Genomic DNA, 20,900 nt, shown 5'->3' on the forward strand with positions numbered 1-20,900 from the left:
ATGCCTGTTGCTTCCTACCAAGCTTGGGCAATTAATAAATGCCCTGCTAAAGATGGATGCACGCGGTCACTACTTAATACATAAGATGATTGGTGTTGTAGAAATTCATCGACTTTCGCTTGCACATTCCCGTAAGGTAATTGATAATCTGCGGCCAATTTCTCAACAATTGCTCGATATTTATCGACTTGTTGACGCATTGGATCATCCAAACGCCCCTCAACCATAAACGGTGATAACAAAATAATTCCTTTCACTTTAGGCAACGTCACTTCAATTAGTTCACGATAAACTTGTTCAAACTGGCCGGCATCTACTTGAACGACTTGTGGAAACGTGCCATCATAGTGGCGCCATACATCATTGACGCCAATCATGATGGTTATCCAGTCTGCTTGAAAATCTAAGGCATCAGTTTGCCAACGCGCTGCCATATCGACGATCGTATTACCACTCACACCGCGGTTAACGACCATCAATTCTGTCTCGGGCAATAAAGCAGTTGTGTAAGCATTCAGTAAATTAACGTAACCATCCCCCCAAGAAGACCAACCAGCTGGCATCGCATCGTAATTACGTCCACTATCGGTAATCGAGTCGCCCATAAATAACAGGCGATCTTTCTTTTCAAATAACATCTAAATATTTATCTCCTCTCAGAAAACCTCGGACGAGTCCGAGGGCTATTTAAATTTGTTTAGCTTTATTCTACTATTTATTTTGAGCCTTTTATTTGCGCGACTTCACGTTGAGCGAAGCACAAAGCTCGATAATTCAACGCGAATCTTATAAAACATGATGATAAATAAAAGCAAGTAGAGTCGGGTTCCAAGCAGTCGGGTAACATTGCATTATACTGCCTTTTTTGTAAGGGTATCGGACTATATTATGGCTCTTGAGATTCTCATGACTTCTTTTGTGAGAAAAATCGCCCTTTATTATAGTCTTCGTCAAATGTCAGTCGGCTTAATTAAACTGAATTAAAAGCACATAGCCAGAACTATCATTTTATTTGCAAACCTTATCATTATATTGATTCCGATGTATTCTAATGTGCTAACTCAAATTCTGAGTCGACACATTGGATAGGTTAATGTGCCAACTCAATTCGCCAGTCGACACATTGGAAGCTGATTGTGACTTTTAGTGGACTTTTCCAGCTCATTTTTCAACTTTTCTCCTATAAATACCCAATTTACTAGCTGAAAGCATCAATATTTCTCATTTTTTTCCTAATGTGCTAACTCAAAGTTTGAGTTGACACATTGGGTAGGCTAATGTGCCAACTCAATTCGCCAGTCGACACGTTAAAAGCTGATTGTGACTTTTAGTGGACTTTTCCAGCTTGTTTTTCAACTTTTCTCCAATAAACACCCAATTTACTAGCTGAAAGCCATCAATATTTCTAATATTTTTCCTAATGTGCTAACTCAAAGTTTGAGTCGACACATTGGATAGGTTAATGTGTCAACTCAATTCGCCAGTCGACACGTTGGAAGCTGATTGTGATTTTTATTTGCGCGACTTCACGTTGAGCGAAGCATACACTCCGATAAATCAACATAAACCTTATAAAACCTTATATTATAAAAGAAAGAGGTATGCCTGTTATGCACACCTCTTTCAGGACTTGTTTTATTCTTCAGTTGAGCCAAACTCTTCAGCAACAGCTTGACGTTGTTCATTCTGTTCCAGTGCACTCGCCATATCAACTTCCAGCACTTGCTCATAACCTAAGCCAATCGCAATCTCTTGCATTTCAGCTAATAAGCTGTCAAATTCAGCTTCGTCTTTAGCAAAAATCATTCTCCATGAATATTCAACGACCGTTGATTTCACTTGGTTACGTAAAGTTGAAATTTCAGAGCTATCTTCAGACGCTACATAGCTTGCACCTGGTGCTACTAAGATTTGGTCATTTTCACGTAAGTATTCAACGGTTGACAATGCGCCACCCATGTTTTCTGACCAGTCATCTTTCACTGGGTTTGTATTTTCTTCGATATAGCTTTCCCACATAGTGTAAGCATATGGGTAGCCTGTTTCTGGGTTAACGTCGATTGGTAATACTGTATTAACGTTTAAAGCTGAAACGCCATCTTTATAAGTACCGCCACCAAATTCTTCTGGCACATCTGCGTTGCCATCTAGTAAAGCTTGCTCACCAAATTCTGTTAAAGTCGGTACGCCATCAACCAATTCCCATGTTAAGCCTTCTGGACCACTACTGCCGGCCGTTTGTGATGCGTTAGAAAGCACACCTTCTGGTGAATATAACCAGTCGATAAAGGCTGCAATACGTTCTGGGTCTTCAGCATTTGAACCAATACCGATAAATTGTTTGCCACCATAAACTTCCGCTCCGTAAGAGAAGATTGTTTGATCTTGAATAGGTGCTAACATAAAGCCTTTACCATCATTTAAGTTTGTCGTTGTGTTAAAGGCAGCTTGACCTAACCATGGCCACCAAGAGTAAAGCACTTGACCGTTTTGGAATTTAGCGAATAAAGTATCGTAATTTTGGGTTGTTGATTCAGGATCGACTAAGCCCATTTGATTTGCTTCGAAATATAATTTTAAAGCACGAACGTATTCAGAATCACTATCTAAAATACCTTGATAATCTGAACCATCAGCTTTCGCTAACACAAATCCTAACTCATCATAACCGTATAACGTTAAGATTTGTTTCGCATTGTTCATGAAGTTACCGTCCCAGTCACCAAACAGTGAGAAACCATACACTTTTTGACCTGATTCAGTTGTTGGATTCGCTTCTTGCATCTCTTTTAAGACCGGAAGTAAATCTTCCAATGTCGCGATTTCTGGATAATTTAAGTCCGCATATAAATCCCAACGAATATAAGCACCGTAGTTTAAGTCTAAACCTTCTGAAGGATTTGTTGATGCTAAACTTGAAACAGAGGTTGGGAAACCATAAAGTCCGTCAGCGTCAGCATTCACGTTCTGAACAGCTGCATCAAAACGTTGGAGGTTTTCCATATTTTCGTATAATTCCGTCGCGTCGTACAATAAACCAGCTTGCACTAATTCATTGTACTGTTGGCCATTATCCGCAACAATTAAGTCACCTAAATCACCAGCAGCCGTACGTGTTTGGTATAAAGTGTCCCCATTACCCGCCACGTTAGGCGCAATAATGTTTAATTCCATATTGAATTTATCTTTAACTATTTTCGCAAACCAACCTTCTTGGATCCCCATATAGTTGGCTAAACCATCGAAAACGTCAATCGTAATCGTTTCAGCATACTGACCGTCAGCTGAAGCAGTCGTTGCTTCCCCTTCACTTGCTGAATCTGAACCACATGCTGCGAGAGAACCTGCTAATGTTAAGGCAACTAAACTTGTTGCTGTCTTTTTAAACCATTTATTCATTTTGATGATTCCTTCTTTCTCTTAATTATCCTTTAACGGCACCTAACATAATGCCTTTGACGAAATATTTCTGGAAAAGCGGGTAAATAAACATAATCGGTAAGACCACGATAACTGAAATGGTCATACGGATTGAAGTGGGTGTTTGTGACGTTGCTGCAGAAGCCACGCTTGCCAACGAACCAGTTGTATTCTTAACCATCTGCGCCAATGAGTTTGCTTGGTTAATATAGGTATAAAGTAAATATTGTAGAGAATATAAACTTTGATCCGTAATATACAATAATGTATCTTGAAATGAATTCCATTGAGCGACCGCTGAGAAAATCGCGACTGTTGCTAGAATCGGCGTACAGTTCGGCAAGATTACTTTAAAGAAAATCTGCAGAATGTTTGCCCCATCGATTTCAGCTGCTTCTTGTAAAGATCTCGGAATTGATTCAATATACGTTTTGACCAAAATAATATTAAAAGGCTGTACGACTGCAGGCAGAATATAAACCCAGAAACTATTGGTTAAACCTAATGTTTTCATCGTGATAAACATGGGAATCAAACCAGCATTAAAATACATGGTAATAATAATAAAACGGTACCAAAATTTACGTTTCCACATTTTTTCTTGCGTAAACATGAAACCAAGAAAAGCGGACGCCAAAACTGTGGTCGCCGTTCCGATAACAGTTCTAGCGACTGATATTGTGGCTGCTAAAGGCAAGCCTCTTAACTGTAGCACTTGTTTGTAGTTTTCAAGGTGCAACGCTTGCGGGAAAAAGCGAATTTTTCCTAGCGCACTTAAATCATTACTACTGATTGAGTTAATGATTAAATAATAGAAAGGGTACACACAAATCAACGTGACTAATAAGAAAAAACTATAGTTAAGTATTGAAAAAACAATATCACCTTTCGTTCTTTCTGGTTGAAACTCTGTCTTACTCTTTGTTTTCTTTTTCATTCCGACTGACAAATCCATCACATTGCCTCCTTTCTAAATAATTGATGTTCCTCTAATTTTTTTAGATGCGCCGTTCACAATCGCAAGTAATGCGACTGAAATGACACTCTTTAACATACTAATGGCCGTTGCTAATGATAAACTGTTGCTCCCCAAGCCTAAGTTATATACATATAGGTCTAACACTTGGATATTCTCTTTATTAAAGGCATTCTGAAAGACAAAATATTGCTCCATACCATTATTCAGTAAGTTCGCAATTGACAGCATTAACATCACTAAGTAGGTAGGCATTAAAGCTGGCAAGGTAATGTGCCACATCAAGTCAAAACGATTCGCCCCATCAATTCGAGCTGATTCATAAAGCTCAGGGTCAATACCAGCGATACCCGCTAAGTACATAATCGCGCCCCAACCTAAACCTTTCCACACGTTCCAAGCTGTCATCATTAACCAAGTATGATTGTTACTATCAAGGAATCTAACGGGATCTGTTACAAATCCATACTCTTGTAGCAACGTATTTACTAGACCTGTCGTTGAAAATAAACTAAATGCAATGGTATACACTAGTACCCAACTGATAAAGTTTGGTAAAGTCGTCAATGTTTGCACGATATTTTTGAACCATTTACTTTTAATCTCGTTTAAGAAAATCGCGAAAGCTACCGGGAAGATTGATGTCGCAATTCCGAGGAAACTCATCGCAAAGGTATTTTTCAAGACTTGCACAATTTGATCAATTTGTGTCGAACTTGAAACAAGTAACTTAAACCACCTTAACCCAACAAACTCGCTTCCTTCTAAACCAAGAGCGGGTTTGTAATCATATAATGAATAAATCCAGCCGTGAAGTGGGAAATAAGAGAATAAGAAAACTAATATTAGAAAGGGCACGATACATAAAAACATAATCAGGCCAGTTTTATTTTTTCTCTGATGTTCACGGTCAGATAGACGCTTGTTCAACTCCATTTTCATCCTCCTTAAAATGTGAAACCGTTTTACACACCAATCGTAACACAGCCTTTTATTTTTCTATCAGCGAAAAATAGATATCAATCTGTAAAAATTAGTCATCATCCATTGGACATTTGTTGAAAATAGCTTTGTGTCAGCATTAATGGCGTTTTTGTGTATTTTGGTAAGGCTTTCAAATTTAGTTTTTAGGGTTTAGAATGGAAGAAAGAGGAGGCTTTATCCATGAAATTTAATCCAGATGGTACTTTATATAAACTGACAACTGTTACGAGTCAGTTCATTTTTCTTAATGTGTTATACATAATTTCTTGCATACCGATTGTGACGATTGGTGTAGCGACGTCGGCCTTGTTTGAGGTATTATTACGTTATGCAGATGACGAACGCGGCAATCTGATTCGCGATTATTTTATCGCGTTGAAATCGAATTGGAAACAAGCGAGTTTAGCTTACTTATGCTTATTCTTCCCGATTGCACTGCTTATTTATAGCAGTACTTTCTGGTTTTCGATAGGCAGTATCCTATCGAGTATTGTGGGGGTGGTGGCCGCGATTATTGCGGCTTACTTGCTGACTGTTTTCTTATTTAGCATGGCTTTGATTGGTCGTTATCAGAATACTTTGCGTCAAACGCTAAAAAATGCTTGTTTGATTGCGGTCGCTGACCCGATTCGTGCTTTAGGTGTGCTACTGATTCCGGTGACACTTTTCTGCTTGATGGTCATTTTCCCAGGTTTCCGTTTATTTCTACCATTATTTGGTTTTGTCTTAATGGCTTATTGCTGCGCGTTCTTACTTTTATCCATTTTTAAACGATGGAATTAATGGGGTTTTTCAATGAAATTTTCACTTTTTCGAAAACTGAGTCAGTTTTCTATTCGTCAACAATTATTTATTGTGTATATTCCACTGATTTTTCTTTCGAGTGTGTTAGTCGGTCTGTACTTGGTTGTCGATTCAACCAATCAGTTAACAGCTAACTATCAATATTTAGCCGATTTAAATGCTCAGCGGGTAAAATCAGTTTTATTTGATACGACGAATACTCTATACAATAATGTTTTCTCACTGTCGAATGATACGGAGTTGCGCGAGATTCTATCAACCGAATTGACGGATGAAATAGAAGTGATGCAATTAATTGATCAATACAACGCCATCGATGAAATTCGTAATTACCAAACATCGATTGCCGCCTTAACCATTTATTCGACCAATGAACATCTACCGAACAATTATCGCTTTATTCAAGTTGCTAACGAAGAGATACAGGCCAGCGAATGGTATCAACGGGCCATGACACAGTCTAATGCTTTTCTTTATACGCAACCAGACGAAGCAGGCATGAATCATTTAAGTTTGATAAAAATTTTACCTTTGCCACTGTCTGAGGAAAAAGCCGTGCTCGAAATACGCTTAGACTTTAACTATTTGCGCAATCGACTACGCAATAATTCTTATTATTTAGAACTACAATTAAATGATGATGTTATTTTTTATAGCGACCATTTAACGCGTGTTGGCGAGGCGGTAAGTTTAACACTCGATGATGATTATCAGGAATTCTACCAAGACCGAGCAATCGTTGCGACGAATACTTTGGCTGTCAATAATCGCGACGATATGATTTATATCTATTCTGCCGATTTCGAAGCTTATGATAATCTACTCTCCAATATTTATCGTTGGGCAACCATTGTGATTGTTGTACTCTTGACGACTTTCCTAGTCATTGCTTTATTTGCGCGCTTCTTTACGAACCGCATAAGAAAGTTACAGTTAGCAGTGTATCATGCCTCAATCGAAGACTATGACTTCTTTCAGAATATTAACGGTGAAGATGAAATTTCACAAATTTCCATCGATTTCCATGTTATTATTCAACGCATCAAAAAGAAAGAAGAAGAAATTTACCAAGCTAAACTGGCGAAGCAAGAACTGATTACTCAGCAACAACAGATGGAATTTAGTATTCTGGCTGGCCAAATCAATCCTCATTTCTTGTTCAATACCTTGGAAACAATTCGTATGACGGCTTTAACTTCCGGCAACACCGATGTGGCTTATGCGATTCGTTTATTGGCGACCTCAATGCGCAATACCTTGAAAACACACGGTACGCAATTGATTAGCCTTGAAGAAGAACTGGATGCCTTGCATGTTTATGTCAAAATTCAACGCTTACGTTTCGGCGATCGGGTCAATTTCTCCTATTTTGTTTCGAACGAAATTGATCAAACGCAAGCGATGTTATTGCCCCTCTTGATTCAACCACTTGTCGAAAACTCGATTACTCACGGTTTAGAGGGCATCACACATCCTGGCTATATTCGCTTGAATATTATTAAAAAAGACGATTTTATCGAAATTACCGTGCAAGATAATGGTGTCGGAATTGCTCAAGCAGATTTATTGAAACTGCAAGAAAAAATTATGACGCCTTCGACAACATCTCAGAAAAATATTGGCTTAGCGAATGTGAATCACCGAGCCAAAATGTTTTACGGCGATGAATGTGGGCTAACAATCAGTAGTGTCGAAAATGTCGGAACCTCTGTTGTGTTGATTATTCGCGACCAGACTTACCTCGAACAAACAACCAAAAATGATGTTAATTCTTTATAACTCACCACGACAAAAAGTCGGCAAATTCCGTATAATCGGTTTGCCGACTTTAGTTTATTTAAGCTTGTTTCAAGCCTTGACGGTACTCATTAGGTGAGACATCAAAATGTTGCTTAAACTTCTTATAGAAGTAATCGGAGTTCGTATACCCCACCATTTCTGCAACTTCATACACCATAAAATTGGAGTGAGACAGAATATCGCTCGCCTTTTCCATGCGGACTTCATCAAGGAAAGATAAATAGTTCTTGCCTGTTTCCTTACGGAATTTCTTGCCTAAATAGGCACTATTATAATTAAAGATTTCCCCGATTTTCTTCAAGGTCAATTCTGTTTGGTAATTCTCTTGCGTGTAGCGAATTAATTCATCAACAATATCCAAATGATTTAAACTCGATGCAATCGTCAGACTCAATTTTTCTAGTTGTTGGTTGACCATCTTTTTTAACATCGGGAGTGTCTGGCATAAATAAATTTGTTGGTGTTTTTGTTCAGCAGACCATTCTAAATCAATCGGCACTTTGCCGATGATTTGTTGATATAACCACTCAATATCTCCATTCACACGCCATTTAATCTCTTCTTCATGTGATAACTCATAATAATAAGTTTGCCAGTAAGCCGCTAAAGCGCCCTTTAAATCTTGACGGTCAAAAATTGCTTTTAATAAACTTTCACGCGCCTCCTTCACCATTGGTGACTGATGCCTTACCGCTTCTAGTACATTATAGGATAACAGTTGTTGCGGTAGTAAGAAGGTTGTCGCTTCAAGCATTTGAATATCTTCTACTAGCGGTGTTAAATTGTCATGCGCATTAAACCAATGTGATACTAATATTTCTTGTTTAGGTAGTAGTGATTGGCACAGGCTATCGATTATTAAATCATTTTGCGCATGCTGATTCAATAGAATAAAATAATGATAATGCCGATACGTTAATAAAACAACGTCTTCGACTTCTTTACTTAAGGCTAACTTCAAAGCTTCGGGTGCATGTTGTTCTTCAATCCGCAGCAATTTCACATAAGGATAACACGTCACACCTGTTGAATCATTGCCAAACAATTTATCATGCCACATACTTACTTGATCACGATGCTGTTTCGCATCTTCTTGATGATTAATTTTCTGCAAAATATCGATTAATTCGTCTTCATTCACTGGTTTCAATAAATAATTGACGGCCCCTAATTGCAATGCTTGCCGCGCGTATTCAAAATCAGAATAGCCTGACAGAATGATCGCATAAAAATCCAGCGATTGATCAATCGCGGCTCTTACCATCTCTAAACCATTTTTACCGGGCATTTTAATATCCGCAATGACTACATCGGGTGCGAGTGCTTTAATTTTCTCGAGTCCCACTTTACCATTTTCTGCCGTTCCAACAATTTCATAACCAAAGGCTGCCCAATCAATTACATAACGTAATCCTTCTCGTATCATTGCCTCGTCATCTACGATCAGTACTTTACGCATTTAATTCCCCCTCGTATCGCTTAAACATACCGAACTATATTTGCATCCCTGCATAAAAAGTATATACTTTCAAGAATGTGCTAACATCATTGTGCCTTATCCATTTCTATTTGTAAAGAAAAAATAAAAACGTTATCATTCGTATTTGGGTTAAATGCTCTTAACGGATCAAAAGGACAAATGAAGTGTTGGGCATCACCTATAAGGTGATAATTCCCGTTCAATGTGCTAACTCAGACTCTGAGTTTGATGATTGAAGCCCTCAATGTTCAAACTCAATCCGCGAGTTTAAACATTGAATCGGAATGACTAGTTAAGCAATCAGAAAAACTCGAACGAGTCCGAGGTCTTTGAATTCTGTTCAGTAGAATAACTTGATTATATCGTTTTACTTTTGTTGGAACACTTAACGTAGATCAGCGACTTGTTTTCCATATCGGTATCGATTCAGATAATGGGCAATCCATCGCTACTAATAGAATCGCTTGCTCTGACTATTAATAAAGAAAGCGAAGTAGACAGAGCCTAGCCGATTGAGCTGGAAAAGGACGAACGTCAGTGAGGCTTTGGAAGCGACCACCGCCTTGGAAAACAATCAGCTGAGCGTAGTACAAAGCTTGACAAATCAATATAAAACTTATAAAACCTTATATTACAAGAAAATATCGCCTTATCATTCCTTATAGAACCAAAAAGCACTGATTGAGTGACCTCAATCAATGCTTTTATTGTGATTAAATGTTTAGTTACCTGTACTCCATAAGTCAATACGGTCATTTGTAATTTGAGTCATTTGTGCTTCTGCTTCTTTAATGTTCATGGCTTCTAATTGTGCTACCATGTCTTCCCAGATTGCATCGAAGTCAGCTGGATCTGCCAAGATTGCTTCAGTAATTTTCTGAGTTGTTAAGTCATCTGCTTTCTGTTGGATAATTGTCACATCAGAAGTTGTTGGAATCACATATTCCCACGCACGTCCGTGAGCTGGACGTCCTAATTCTTCTGGTGTCGGGAAAGCATCTACCCATAAGTCATAGCCATAAGCGTCTAACACTTCTAATTCTGTATCTGTGTATTGAGCGATGATGTCTTCTTTAGAGTCACGGCCAATGGTTTGTCCATTTGCATCTAAAGCCCCGTTTCCTAGCATTGGGAATGGGTGAATGTAGGCACCTACACCTGAATCAATACTGTAGTTAGGATTTGTGTTCGCATTCTCTCTATCTTCTTCTAATTGAACACGTTTGCCGTCAACCACTTCATAATGAACGCCTTCTACTCCCCAGTTAACAAGGATTTGAGCTTCTTCTGATGCCATCCAATTTAAGAACTCAAATGCTTCTTCTTGTTGGTCAGATGTTGAAGAAATTGAAATACCCATTGTGCCGGTAAATCCTGCATCACGTGTACTTTGCGATACTTGTTCTTCGTTAATTGTCACTGGTAATGGTGCCCAGAGGCGCTCTTCTTTACCATCCGTCTTTAATACAGCAACAGCTTGTGATACGTTCCAATCTTGGTCCGCCGTACCTAATACGCGACCTGAAGATAATTTCGCAATATATGAGTCAAACGTTTGTGTAAATGATTCTGGATCGAGTAAGCCAACATCATTCATATGGTTTAACCATTTGAAGTATTCTTTCACTTCAGGCAACATAAATTTGTAGAATGTATCGCCTGTTTCTTCGTCAACATGCCATTGACCATCATCTTGGTAACCCGCTGCGAAACCAGCAGGGTTACCGACAGTGATTAACCAACGCCAGTCACTTCCTAATAAACTTAAACCAATTGTAGGTTGTCCATCAATTTCAGGATACTTAGCGATATACTCTGTTAAAGCTGCTTCATATTCTTCTAATGTACTAATTTCTGGATAGCCTAATTCTCGTAGAACATCTAATTGAACTTGCACTGTACCACTTGTTTTCAATTGTAAGTTCGTCACGCCACCTGTCCCTAAATGGTAAATTTGTGGATCTTCTAAACTATTTCTCAAACGATCAATTTGATCACCATATAAGGCTTTTAAGTTGTCGCCTTTCTCTTCAATTAAATCATCTAAGGCAATAACTGCTCCCGCATCAATTAACTTATTTAAATCACCTTTACTATAGATAAGGTCAGGGAAATCACCACTCGCAATCATCAATGGAATCGCTTGTTCATCTCCACCAACTGGATGTGATAATTCCAGCTTAACGCCAGTTCTTGCTGTAATCTCTTGGGCAACAGGGTTAGTAAATGGATCATCCATTGACAAGTCCACACTAAAGAAAGTTAATGTTGTGACATCATCTTGTGCATTTACCAAGTTCGGTGTTAATAACGCACCTGCTGCTAATAAGGCACTACCACATAAAAGTAACGATCTTTTCCATAAGTTTTTCTTCATTAAAAAATCCTCCATTCTGTTTATCAAAGCATTTATTAACTCTTTACTGCACCTAACGTTAAACCCGTTACGAAATATTTCTGTAAGAACGGATACACGATTAGGATTGGAACAGTGGCAATAATCGTGATTGCCATTTTAATTGACTCGGGTGTCGTACGCGGGATCAATGAGGCTGTTTGGTTCATACTGCTGACATCGTTAGCAGAAATAGAACTTGAATTATCCATTATTTTCATTAATTCATACTGTAACGTCGTTAAGTTGGTATTACTACGTGCGTATAAGTATGTATCAAACCAACTGTTCCACTGACCAACTGCCACAAATAAAGCAATTGTCGCAAGCACCGGCATACACAAAGGCATGATAATCTTAATAAAAATAGTGAAATCGCTAGCGCCATCAATACGAGCTGATTCTTCCAAAGCATCGGGCAACCCTTCAATAAATGAACGAATCACAATCACATTAAAGGCACTAATTAAACCTGGAATAATATATACTGCGAAATTATTAATTAAACCTAGATTTCTAATTAATAAGTAAGAAGGAATTAACCCACCACTTACGTACATCGTCAGCATTAACATAATCGTTAATGGCTTACGAAACACAAAATGTTTACGACTTAAAACATAAGCTAACACTGCACAACAAAAAGTTGCGCAAATCGTTCCGATAATCGTTCTTAAAACCGAATTACGAAATGCGAGTAACAAATTATTATTTGAAGAAAAAATTTCTTTATAGTTTTGCAAGGTGAAGGCTCTCGGAAAAATATGTAACCCACCACGTGCGGTATCGGTCGCATCATTCAACGATACTGCCAAAACGTTTAAGAAGGGATAAAGCGTCACAACGATTACAAACAACATCACGATGCCCAAGAGAACATCTGTTATCGTTGGTTGCGTATTTAAAGGCCCTTTGCGAGCTCTTTTTCTTTTCTTTAAAATGGCTGTCATACGATTCTCCTCCTACATTAATTGGCCTTCGCCAGTACGTTTCGCAATTCCATTGAACGTAAAGATTAAAATAATACTTACCACCGATTTAAAAATACCGATCGCTGTACCAAATGAATAGCGGAACATTCCAATACCATAATCTAACGCATATTTCTCAATAACTAAAGCTTGATTCGCCACAATATTGTTCCCCAATAACATTTGCTTCTCAAAACCAATGTTGATCAAGTTACCAATACTCATGATTAACAAGACAATAATGATTGGTCGGATGGAAGGTAAGGTAATACTCCACATTTGTTGCCAACGAGTTGCACCATCGACACGTGCTGCTTCATACATTTCTTGATCGATACTTGTCATTGCGGCTAAATAGATAATCGCATTCCAACCTGTTTCTTTCCAAACATCTGCCACAGTCACAATGCCCCAGAAATAATCACCCTTCGCCATAAAATTAATCGGCTTTTCAATGAAATTCATACTTAATAAAAACTGATTAACCACACCGCTTGTCGATAGTGATTGAATCACAATGTTTGCTACCACTACCCAAGAAACAAAGTGAGGTAGGTAAGAAACCGTTTGTGTAAATTTCTTAAATCGACTAAAACGAATTTCATTTAAAATTAGGGCGAAAGAAATTGAAGAGAGTGTCCCAAAAATTAAGCCCAAACCACCCATACCCAATGTATTCTTTAAAGCTGTGTAGAACATCGGCTCACTGAATAAATCCTTAAAGTGCTTAAAGCCTACCCATTCTGATCCGAAGAAGCCATTCTGCGGTAAATAGTTCTGAAAAGCGATGACCCAACCTACTAGCGGTGAATAAGCGAAAACTAATAGCCAAATAACAAATGGTAAAGCCATGAAAATGAGCCCTTTTTGCGCCTTAATTTTCTTCCATGTAATTTTTTGTTTCGTTTTTTTATGGACATTCTGGCCGCTTGGCAGGACATTATCCATGACCTTTACACCTTCCATAACATTCCCTCCTAATTCTTGATGCCTTAAGTATATTTGACAACGTTTTCAATTCAAACCTCAAAAAATAGCTATTCAACCAGTTAAAATTAGCTATTTTCGATCTCAAGTCTAAAAATTAAAGGAAAAGCCCCCATCTTAACAAAATACTACACACAATCATGGATTAAATTAGGGCTGAATTTTATAGACTACCGGCGTGTTCGCGCAAAGTATAAAGCGAGGTAAATCAATGCTCAATTGATAAGTCCTTATAATGCAAACACCTTAACAAACAAAATATTGAGTCATATTTTGGCTGTTAAGGTGTTAGTTTTGTTTAGTTTAAATTCGTCAGTTGTTCTAGCATGTCTATAATAGCTGCCTTTGTAATCGAAAATTCTTGGATGCCGTTCTTCACAACCGCATATTGATCATCGGATAATTCATAGAATTCAATCACATGCGTCAGCGGCGTATCTTCTGAAACGAAATGATACGTAATGGTTAATGCCGCTTCTATCTGATTTGTATCAATGGTTTGTGTTAGAGGTGTTTCATAAGCAAGCGCCGCTAAATATTGATAGACTTTGCGGAAAATCGTTTCGTCAATTTGCTGGCCATTGAGTTTGAATTCATGACTGATAGTTTCATTATCTGCTTCCACCGTGCTTGTGTGGAGGATTTCGATTTGTTCCAAACCTTCAATCGTTATTTTTTCGATTGCGTCTAAAGGAATCAGGGCAATAAAATTATCCCATAAAGTGGTCATATCCAACATCAAAGGCTCGACTAAACTTTGCGGTACTTCGTACCAAGTATCGGTCTCTTGCCAATAAACGTTCATCAAATAGTCTGCCCCTTCATAGAATGATAAGTGGACGTATTGTGTTGCGTCTTGTAATACTAATTGAAACAGCGCTGTGTCATCGCTTGCGAAATCAATTAATTCCGTTGCATTTAAACGATTCAACCCTAATAAAAACTGCTCCATTTGTTGATATTCTACAGAAAAATTGGTTTCATAAAGATCGTGTAAGAACCACCCGCTAATAAAAGGCGACTGTTCAACTGCGCTTAGCTCACTTTCATGACTTAACGAAAAGGTGTGCTCGGCCGATTGATAAGTAATTTTACTTAAGGTGTCGAGTTTAAAGTCTAAAGCTGGGGCTAAATAACTCGGCGAAAAGTTTGTAATCGCGACAGGTACCGTTGGAAATTCCAATATTTGTTCTGTTTCTTGTGCGCCATCTGTCGTCGTAACAACACCGATATAGCTCTCTTGTTCCGCAAAGGCATACAGAGCCAATTCAATCATAAAACTGTCATCGGAAATTAAATGATAACAGGCTAATTTTTCTAGGGCTTGGTGCTCAGGAGACTCTTCCATCGTTAAAGCTTGCAAGGAAATCAACTGTCCCAGCAGATCCCATAAACTCTCTTGATCGGCTTCTGGCAACTCTTCGCTCAGCAGTTGTGTCCCATCTGATTTAAAGGTATAGGTCTCCTTGCCTACTTCAATCATCAACTCCGATAAGCTCTCTAATTGAGCGAACGGTTCGACAATACTGGCTTCAAATGCCGATACATTTTTTTCTTGCAGAGACTTATCCGTGTTACTATTTGATTCATTAAATGTTGCGCCGGTGCCCAGTAAAGCTAATAAAGTACAGGCTAATAATGCGACAAAACGTTTTGACATTAGATTTCCCCCTCAGATGCTGTTTCTGAAAATTGACTCGCTAACTCTTTAAATATTTCTTGATCTTGACGCATTACATAGAAAGCCATTAACGAAAATAAAAACAGAAAGAGTTCGCTCGGAAATGCCCAGAATATAATAACAAAGGCTATTAAAGTCAACAAATTGATTAATTGTTTGACAGGATAGCGCCAGATAATCACAACTGTAGCGCGGTAAACATTTCTGACTGTTATTTCAAAAGTCGCTAGTAAAGGGAAGCCGATGAGTGAAAACAAGTTAATAAGCACGAATAATAGTAAGAAAACGGCCGCAATGATTTTGAAATCTTGATTGAAAAAGTAAACCGCATCTACTAGCATAATGGCACTCAACAATAATTGAAGTAACCAATATTTCATTGATACGATAAAGTTATCGCGGTAGCTTCTAATAAAATCCTTCACTGGCGCTAGGTCACCTGTCCGCACTAACACTCCCATCGAGAAGAATAAAGCTGTTAGAGCTGGCCCCATTGGTAATAAAGCCACCAAATAGAACACCAAACTTTCTAACTGAGGTGGAATCATGATAAATACGAATAAAAACAAGCTATTCGCGATTAAAAACAACAGATTGCTTACTAAGAAAAAGTAGCCATATCGTAAAATTTTATATAGTTGACTGTTGATGATATTTCGATTGCTCACACACTATCCTTCTTTCTACTTGCTTGCCATTCCCTTTGAAAACTACCAGGACTCTTCCCTACAAGCGTTTTAAATTTCTTCGAGAAGTAATCACTATTGGCATAGCCTACCTTCTCAGCAATTTCATAGATTAAATATTTATCTTCCTGAATCAACTGTTTTGCTGCATCAATTCTCACTTGATCCAAGTACATCCGGTAACTCATCTGAACTTCGTTACGGAATTTTTTACCTAGATAAGAGTGACTATAATTCAGCTCCTTACCTAATTCTTGTAGTGTCAAATTTAGATGGTAATACTTATTCGTATAGCGTTTCATCTCTTCAACTAAATCAAATTTATCCTGTTGATTCACAAGAATGCGGCTGAAATCAATAAATATTTCATTCAGAAATTCGAACGTTTGCTGTAAAGAACGTTCACTCAGAATAATCGATATAATATAGCGTTTGTCACTTTCTTTCATTGGTAAATCGACATCTTCTTCCATTTCGTCACAATAAAAATTAAAAATAGCCGCAATATCCGCTTTGATATCACGCTCACGCCATTCATTCTTTTGATAATAGTAGGCGATTTCATTTAAATAGGCGCGGATTTTTTCCTTTTTATTCTGTTGAATGGCCGACAATAAATTCTCTTTCCACTTTAATTTATCAAAACCGACAGCTTGATTGCGATTCTTTTCCGCGACTTCGGCTAAATGTAAATGAGACATAATCGGCAGTGATGGGTAAATATAACGCTTGTTGCGCAAGTGTTTAATCTGTTGATACAACTCCGGCAAAGCTTTCAACTCCACAGTCCAATCACTCATCAAAATATACAACTCTGGATGTAATGCCTGAACTGCCTGACTTAATGCTTGTGTCATTCGACTGAGTTCACTTTTCGATTTGTCAGTAATTAATGCAAAGCGTAATGACGTATGATTAAAACTTGCAGCCACTCCTGTGAGATGCGACTCAAATACTTTTTCAATCGCATGATTATCTAAATGATAACCCTCATATTCGCAAGCGATTAAACAATAACTATCAAATGCCATGCGGGTCACTAATTCTTTATCAATGTTGCGACTTGTCAGTAAATCACGAACGCGTCTGGAATCTAAGTAGTTCTGATAAGAAGTCAAATGCGCTTGTTGCTGTTGCTTCAAGCTAATTTGTTCAGATACTCTGGCTAACACATCTAATAATTCCTCTTCATCAATGGGTTTTAAGAGATAGTGAGCGACTCCTAAGGACATCGCTTCTTTAGCATAAGCGAAATCTGAGTGACCTGATAAAATAATAAACTCTCGATACAAATCGTGCTCACAGGCATAACGGACCATTTCGATGCCGTCCATTTCTGGCATTTGAATATCCGTTAAAACGACATCTGGATTTAAAGCTTTAATTTTTTCAATGCCTTCTTGGCCATCGCTGGCCGTGCCAATAATTTTAAAGCCAGCGGCTTCCCAATCAACGATATAGGCTAAACCTTCGCGTACTATGGGCTCATCATCAACGATTAATACCGTATGCATTTTGAATATCTCCTTCTTCATAGATTTTCTGTGGTAAATGTAAGGTAACTTGCGTCCCTTCTCCTAAGACACTTTCAATACTTAAGCCATAAACTTCACCATAATAGTGCTTAATCCTTTGTTGCACATTATTTACCCCAATTCGATTGGCGCCTTCTCCTTCTGCTAACAATTGGCGTAAAGTCGCTAAGCGATTGGCTTCAATGCCAGCGCCATTATCACGAATAATAATTTCTAAGTCGGATTCCTTTTCGAACACTTCGATCCAAACTTCTACTTCACCTCTTACTTTTTCAACACCATGAATAAAGGCATTCTCGACGATGGGTTGAATTAATAAAGGTAAAATCCAGTAATCTGCTTGCGTATTTTGACGTATGGTATAGGCAATCCGGTCACCAAATCTTAATTGTTGGATTTGTAAATACATCTCAATAAATTTTAAGTCCTCGCTCAATAATATTTCATCGCGGTCGCGTTCTAGAGCCTTACGCATTAATTTGCTGAGTATTTTGACAGTTTCGGCTACTTCACGATCTTGATTTTTTAGAGCTTTCATGCGAATCGTTTCCAACGTATTGTAGAGAAAATGTGGATTAATTTGACTGGCCAGTAATTTGAATTCTGCTTCCTTCTTCACAATTTCCCAGTTTTTCTGATCGAGCTCATGCTGATAGCGCTCTTGTAATAAGTTTTGTAAACTGCCCATGGTTGTTTGGAGTTCGTGGTAAATATCAGAGATTTCATCGTTTCCTTGTACTTCTTCCGGTATTTCAAAATCTCCTCGCGCGACTTTCGTCATACTCTCTTTCAACACAAGCACTCGGCGATTGAAATGATCTATAAAACGATTAAGAATAAAGAGTGACAACAAGAAAACAAGTCCAATCAATAAGTAACCTGTGACTAAGACACGATTGGCTTCTTCGATAATGCTTTGAGTTGGTACGGTGCTGACAATTTTAAAATCGGAAATTAACGATTTATTCAATGGGATTTGTTGGACCATAAACGTTAATTGTGATGAGGAGCCTTGCACGCTATCCGCATTCTCATTGATTAATTCGAGATTATCTTTTTCTAGTTCCATTAAACGATAATAATCGTAAACCTCTTCCGTTGCTTCAGGTTGGGTGGCACTAAAGATCAAGTGATCATCAAGGGTCAGGAATGCACTATTGCCTGAGCTAGCTAGTATCGTGTCAATCGTTTCATTGGCTACCGCAATACTTAAGACACCTACTAAACGATTGTTACGAAAAACAGAGCGAGTTAAATTTAAATTATGTTGACGTGTAATCGGGTCTTCAATGATTCGCCAAACGATTTGTCCGCGTTTATCTAGTGTATCTTGATACCATTCTTGTTGAGTAATCTCACTGGTAACTGGGTATAAGCCCACACTACTTAATAAAGTCGGATTATCGCTGTAAAATCTAACGTAATCAATTTCAGGATAATATTTCAAGTAATCAGAGAACTGAGTGTACGTTTCATAAGATTGAATGACTTCATAAACGCTATCATATTCCCTTTCGACAATTTCTGCTAAACGTTCATCTTGGTATATCCAGTCAGAAATGCGGATTAATAATTCAAACGTACTCATTAAATCTTGTTTGGTTCGGATTGTACTCTGTTCGATTTCTTCGATTTTAGTATTGATTTGTTCTGAGCGAATTTCAACACTGATATAATAGCCAACCAAAATAATGGGAACGAAAAGTAAGCCTACGTATATTACGTAAAGCTTCTTTTTAATCGTGTTTAATTGGAATCGCTTGAAAAAATTCACGTTAAGCACCACTCTATTCTGAATATTAACTCTCCAAATCATGCATCTGACAAAGTATATACCTTTATGTATGCGTTAACAATATTGTGCCTGATTAATGCTAGTTTGTAAAGAGGTCTTGTACGATTTTAATAGTGGTGTGATGTGAAAGGCGTTTTAACAGGGCGCCAAGAACATTGAGGCTATTTATGGTGTGGATTATCGCTATTACGCTAGAACATCAATGCGGATTTAGAAGCAATCACCGCCTTGGAAAGGCAAAAATCTGCGGAAAGCATACAGCGGTTTAAAGCAACATTTTACGTATAAATTCTTATAATCATAAAAAAAGACTTCCTCCATTATTGGAGAAAGTCTTTGCGTCGATTGATAAGTGGCGACAAAATGGGGTCTAATATTAGGAAAAAACCTGCGTTTCCAAAAGCGTGAAGCAAGTCAAATGAAATTCCTTGTAAATAGTAAACCCAAAAATTCTGAATGCCAAACATTTGTGTGGAGACAATTGAAATAATAAAGCCGTATAAAAGGCCCGTTAGAAATGCATAACCTATGAATAAGCTACGACGAGCCCAAGTTGCTAACTTTTGACTGCGGTAAAGCGGACGTAAGCAACCTGTCAACAAAATTACTACCGCAAAGGCAATAAATTGGGTCATTGTCCACGGACCCATACCTAAGAACATATTGGACAACAAGAGCGACAATAATGCAACGACTAAACCGTCAATGGTTCCCATAGTCAGTGTAATAATGAGTAAAATCGTCGTCATCGGTTGTACATTCGGAATGAATTGCAACATTAAACGCCCAACATGACAGAGTGCAGTGAGCGACGCTAAAATTGCGATCCGTTGTACTGTGAAGTATTTCGTACGTTTTATTCGTAGGCCTCTAGTTTCCATTCGATTAGGTCACCTGCTTTTAATTCGGTTTCCGCTGCACCTTTTTGTGCCATTTCACCGTTTACGTCGAATAGCCACCATTTATTCGCAGTCGCATCTTGTTCAACGCCATTAATGGCATTAATGAATGTATCGGTTTCTTCGATCTCAAAGTTTTCTTTCATAACATCGAGTAAAAGAGCACCTTCCTCTACTTCCACGACTTGCTCGCCATTTTCGATTAATTCGCCATCTTCAGTGACTGAGATTGTCACCTCAACCGTCACGACGTCTTCTGTTGATGCGTCTTCAACCACACTGCTTGTCTCTTGTGAAGTTGTATCCGTGCTCGTCTCTGTAGTTTGCTCACCACATGCTGTTAGAATAAAACTTGCTGATAAAAGTAATAACCATTTTTTCATCATAAACCTCCTATTGATTGCCTGAAAAAGGACTTTTGATAGAAGATAGAAGCCTGCTTGCTAATACTGCGCGATTCAAGGGGGTTGAGCAAGCTAGTTGTCAG

16 protein-coding genes are annotated in these 20,900 nt (G+C 38.2%); 2 read left to right on the plus strand and 14 right to left on the minus strand.

Going from position 1 to position 20,900, the window contains the following annotated elements:
• Positions 1–14: 14 nt before the first annotated feature.
• From GF867_RS05230 to GF867_RS05245, 4 genes are all read right to left on the minus strand, one after another.
• A complete protein-coding gene (locus tag GF867_RS05230; protein WP_153832057.1) occupies positions 15–638 on the minus strand; it encodes an SGNH/GDSL hydrolase family protein in 624 nt (207 codons plus the stop codon).
• Positions 639–1,635: 997 nt separating this feature from the next.
• On the minus strand, positions 1,636–3,399 hold the full coding sequence (locus GF867_RS05235; protein ID WP_153832058.1) for an extracellular solute-binding protein: 1,764 nt from the start codon (positions 3,397–3,399) through the stop codon (positions 1,636–1,638).
• A gap of 25 nt (positions 3,400–3,424) precedes the next feature.
• Positions 3,425–4,375 carry a carbohydrate ABC transporter permease gene (locus GF867_RS05240; protein WP_153832059.1) on the minus strand — a complete coding sequence of 317 codons (951 nt, stop codon included), beginning with the start codon at positions 4,373–4,375 and terminating at the stop codon, positions 3,425–3,427.
• A 15-nt stretch (positions 4,376–4,390) separates the two neighbouring features.
• The gene (locus GF867_RS05245; protein WP_153832060.1) at positions 4,391–5,332 is read right to left on the minus strand and encodes an ABC transporter permease; all 942 of its coding nucleotides are present in this window, start codon (positions 5,330–5,332) and stop codon (positions 4,391–4,393) included.
• A gap of 228 nt (positions 5,333–5,560) precedes the next feature.
• On the opposite strand from GF867_RS05245, the gene GF867_RS05250 reads away from it, so the two are divergent.
• Together GF867_RS05250 and GF867_RS05255 are read left to right on the plus strand one after the other, a co-directional pair.
• A complete protein-coding gene (locus tag GF867_RS05250; RefSeq protein ID WP_153832061.1) occupies positions 5,561–6,163 on the plus strand; it encodes a YesL family protein in 603 nt (200 codons plus the stop codon).
• 12 nt (positions 6,164–6,175) lie between these two features.
• The gene (locus GF867_RS05255) at positions 6,176–7,963 is read left to right on the plus strand and encodes a sensor histidine kinase (protein WP_153832062.1); all 1,788 of its coding nucleotides are present in this window, start codon (positions 6,176–6,178) and stop codon (positions 7,961–7,963) included.
• 58 nt (positions 7,964–8,021) lie between these two features.
• Here GF867_RS05255 and GF867_RS05260 read toward each other — a convergent pair whose 3' ends face one another.
• From GF867_RS05260 to GF867_RS05305, 10 genes are all read right to left on the minus strand, one after another.
• Entirely contained in the window at positions 8,022–9,443 is a 1,422-nt protein-coding gene (locus GF867_RS05260) for a response regulator transcription factor (RefSeq protein WP_153832063.1), read from the minus strand.
• A 742-nt stretch (positions 9,444–10,185) separates the two neighbouring features.
• Positions 10,186–11,841 (minus strand): ABC transporter substrate-binding protein, encoded by a 1,656-nt coding sequence (locus GF867_RS05265; protein ID WP_153832064.1) that lies wholly within the window; start codon positions 11,839–11,841, stop codon positions 10,186–10,188.
• A gap of 35 nt (positions 11,842–11,876) precedes the next feature.
• Entirely contained in the window at positions 11,877–12,809 is a 933-nt protein-coding gene (locus GF867_RS05270) for a carbohydrate ABC transporter permease (protein ID WP_153832065.1), read from the minus strand.
• Positions 12,810–12,821: 12 nt separating this feature from the next.
• Positions 12,822–13,796 (minus strand): ABC transporter permease, encoded by a 975-nt coding sequence (locus GF867_RS05275; protein WP_253940748.1) that lies wholly within the window; start codon positions 13,794–13,796, stop codon positions 12,822–12,824.
• Between the two features lie 319 nt (positions 13,797–14,115).
• Positions 14,116–15,477: a hypothetical protein gene (locus GF867_RS05280; protein ID WP_153832066.1), complete on the minus strand. Its 1,362-nt coding sequence runs from the start codon at positions 15,475–15,477 to the stop codon at positions 14,116–14,118.
• Positions 15,477–16,166 carry a DUF624 domain-containing protein gene (locus tag GF867_RS05285; protein ID WP_153832067.1) on the minus strand — a complete coding sequence of 230 codons (690 nt, stop codon included), beginning with the start codon at positions 16,164–16,166 and terminating at the stop codon, positions 15,477–15,479. The genes GF867_RS05280 and GF867_RS05285 overlap by 1 nt, the downstream gene beginning before the upstream one ends.
• The gene (locus GF867_RS05290; protein ID WP_172973965.1) at positions 16,163–17,698 is read right to left on the minus strand and encodes a response regulator; all 1,536 of its coding nucleotides are present in this window, start codon (positions 17,696–17,698) and stop codon (positions 16,163–16,165) included. The genes GF867_RS05285 and GF867_RS05290 overlap by 4 nt, the downstream gene beginning before the upstream one ends.
• Positions 17,676–19,493 carry a sensor histidine kinase gene (locus GF867_RS14330; protein WP_172973966.1) on the minus strand — a complete coding sequence of 606 codons (1,818 nt, stop codon included), beginning with the start codon at positions 19,491–19,493 and terminating at the stop codon, positions 17,676–17,678. Before GF867_RS14330 ends, GF867_RS05290 begins: the two co-directional genes overlap by 23 nt.
• A gap of 341 nt (positions 19,494–19,834) precedes the next feature.
• The gene (locus GF867_RS05300) at positions 19,835–20,395 is read right to left on the minus strand and encodes an ECF transporter S component (protein ID WP_153832070.1); all 561 of its coding nucleotides are present in this window, start codon (positions 20,393–20,395) and stop codon (positions 19,835–19,837) included.
• Positions 20,371–20,796 (minus strand): DUF4430 domain-containing protein, encoded by a 426-nt coding sequence (locus GF867_RS05305; RefSeq protein WP_172972607.1) that lies wholly within the window; start codon positions 20,794–20,796, stop codon positions 20,371–20,373. The genes GF867_RS05300 and GF867_RS05305 overlap by 25 nt, the downstream gene beginning before the upstream one ends.
• Between the last annotated feature and the right edge of the window lie 104 nt (positions 20,797–20,900).

The organism is Fundicoccus ignavus, from assembly GCF_009659375.1.
Taxonomy (GTDB): domain Bacteria; phylum Bacillota; class Bacilli; order Lactobacillales; family Aerococcaceae; genus Fundicoccus; species Fundicoccus ignavus.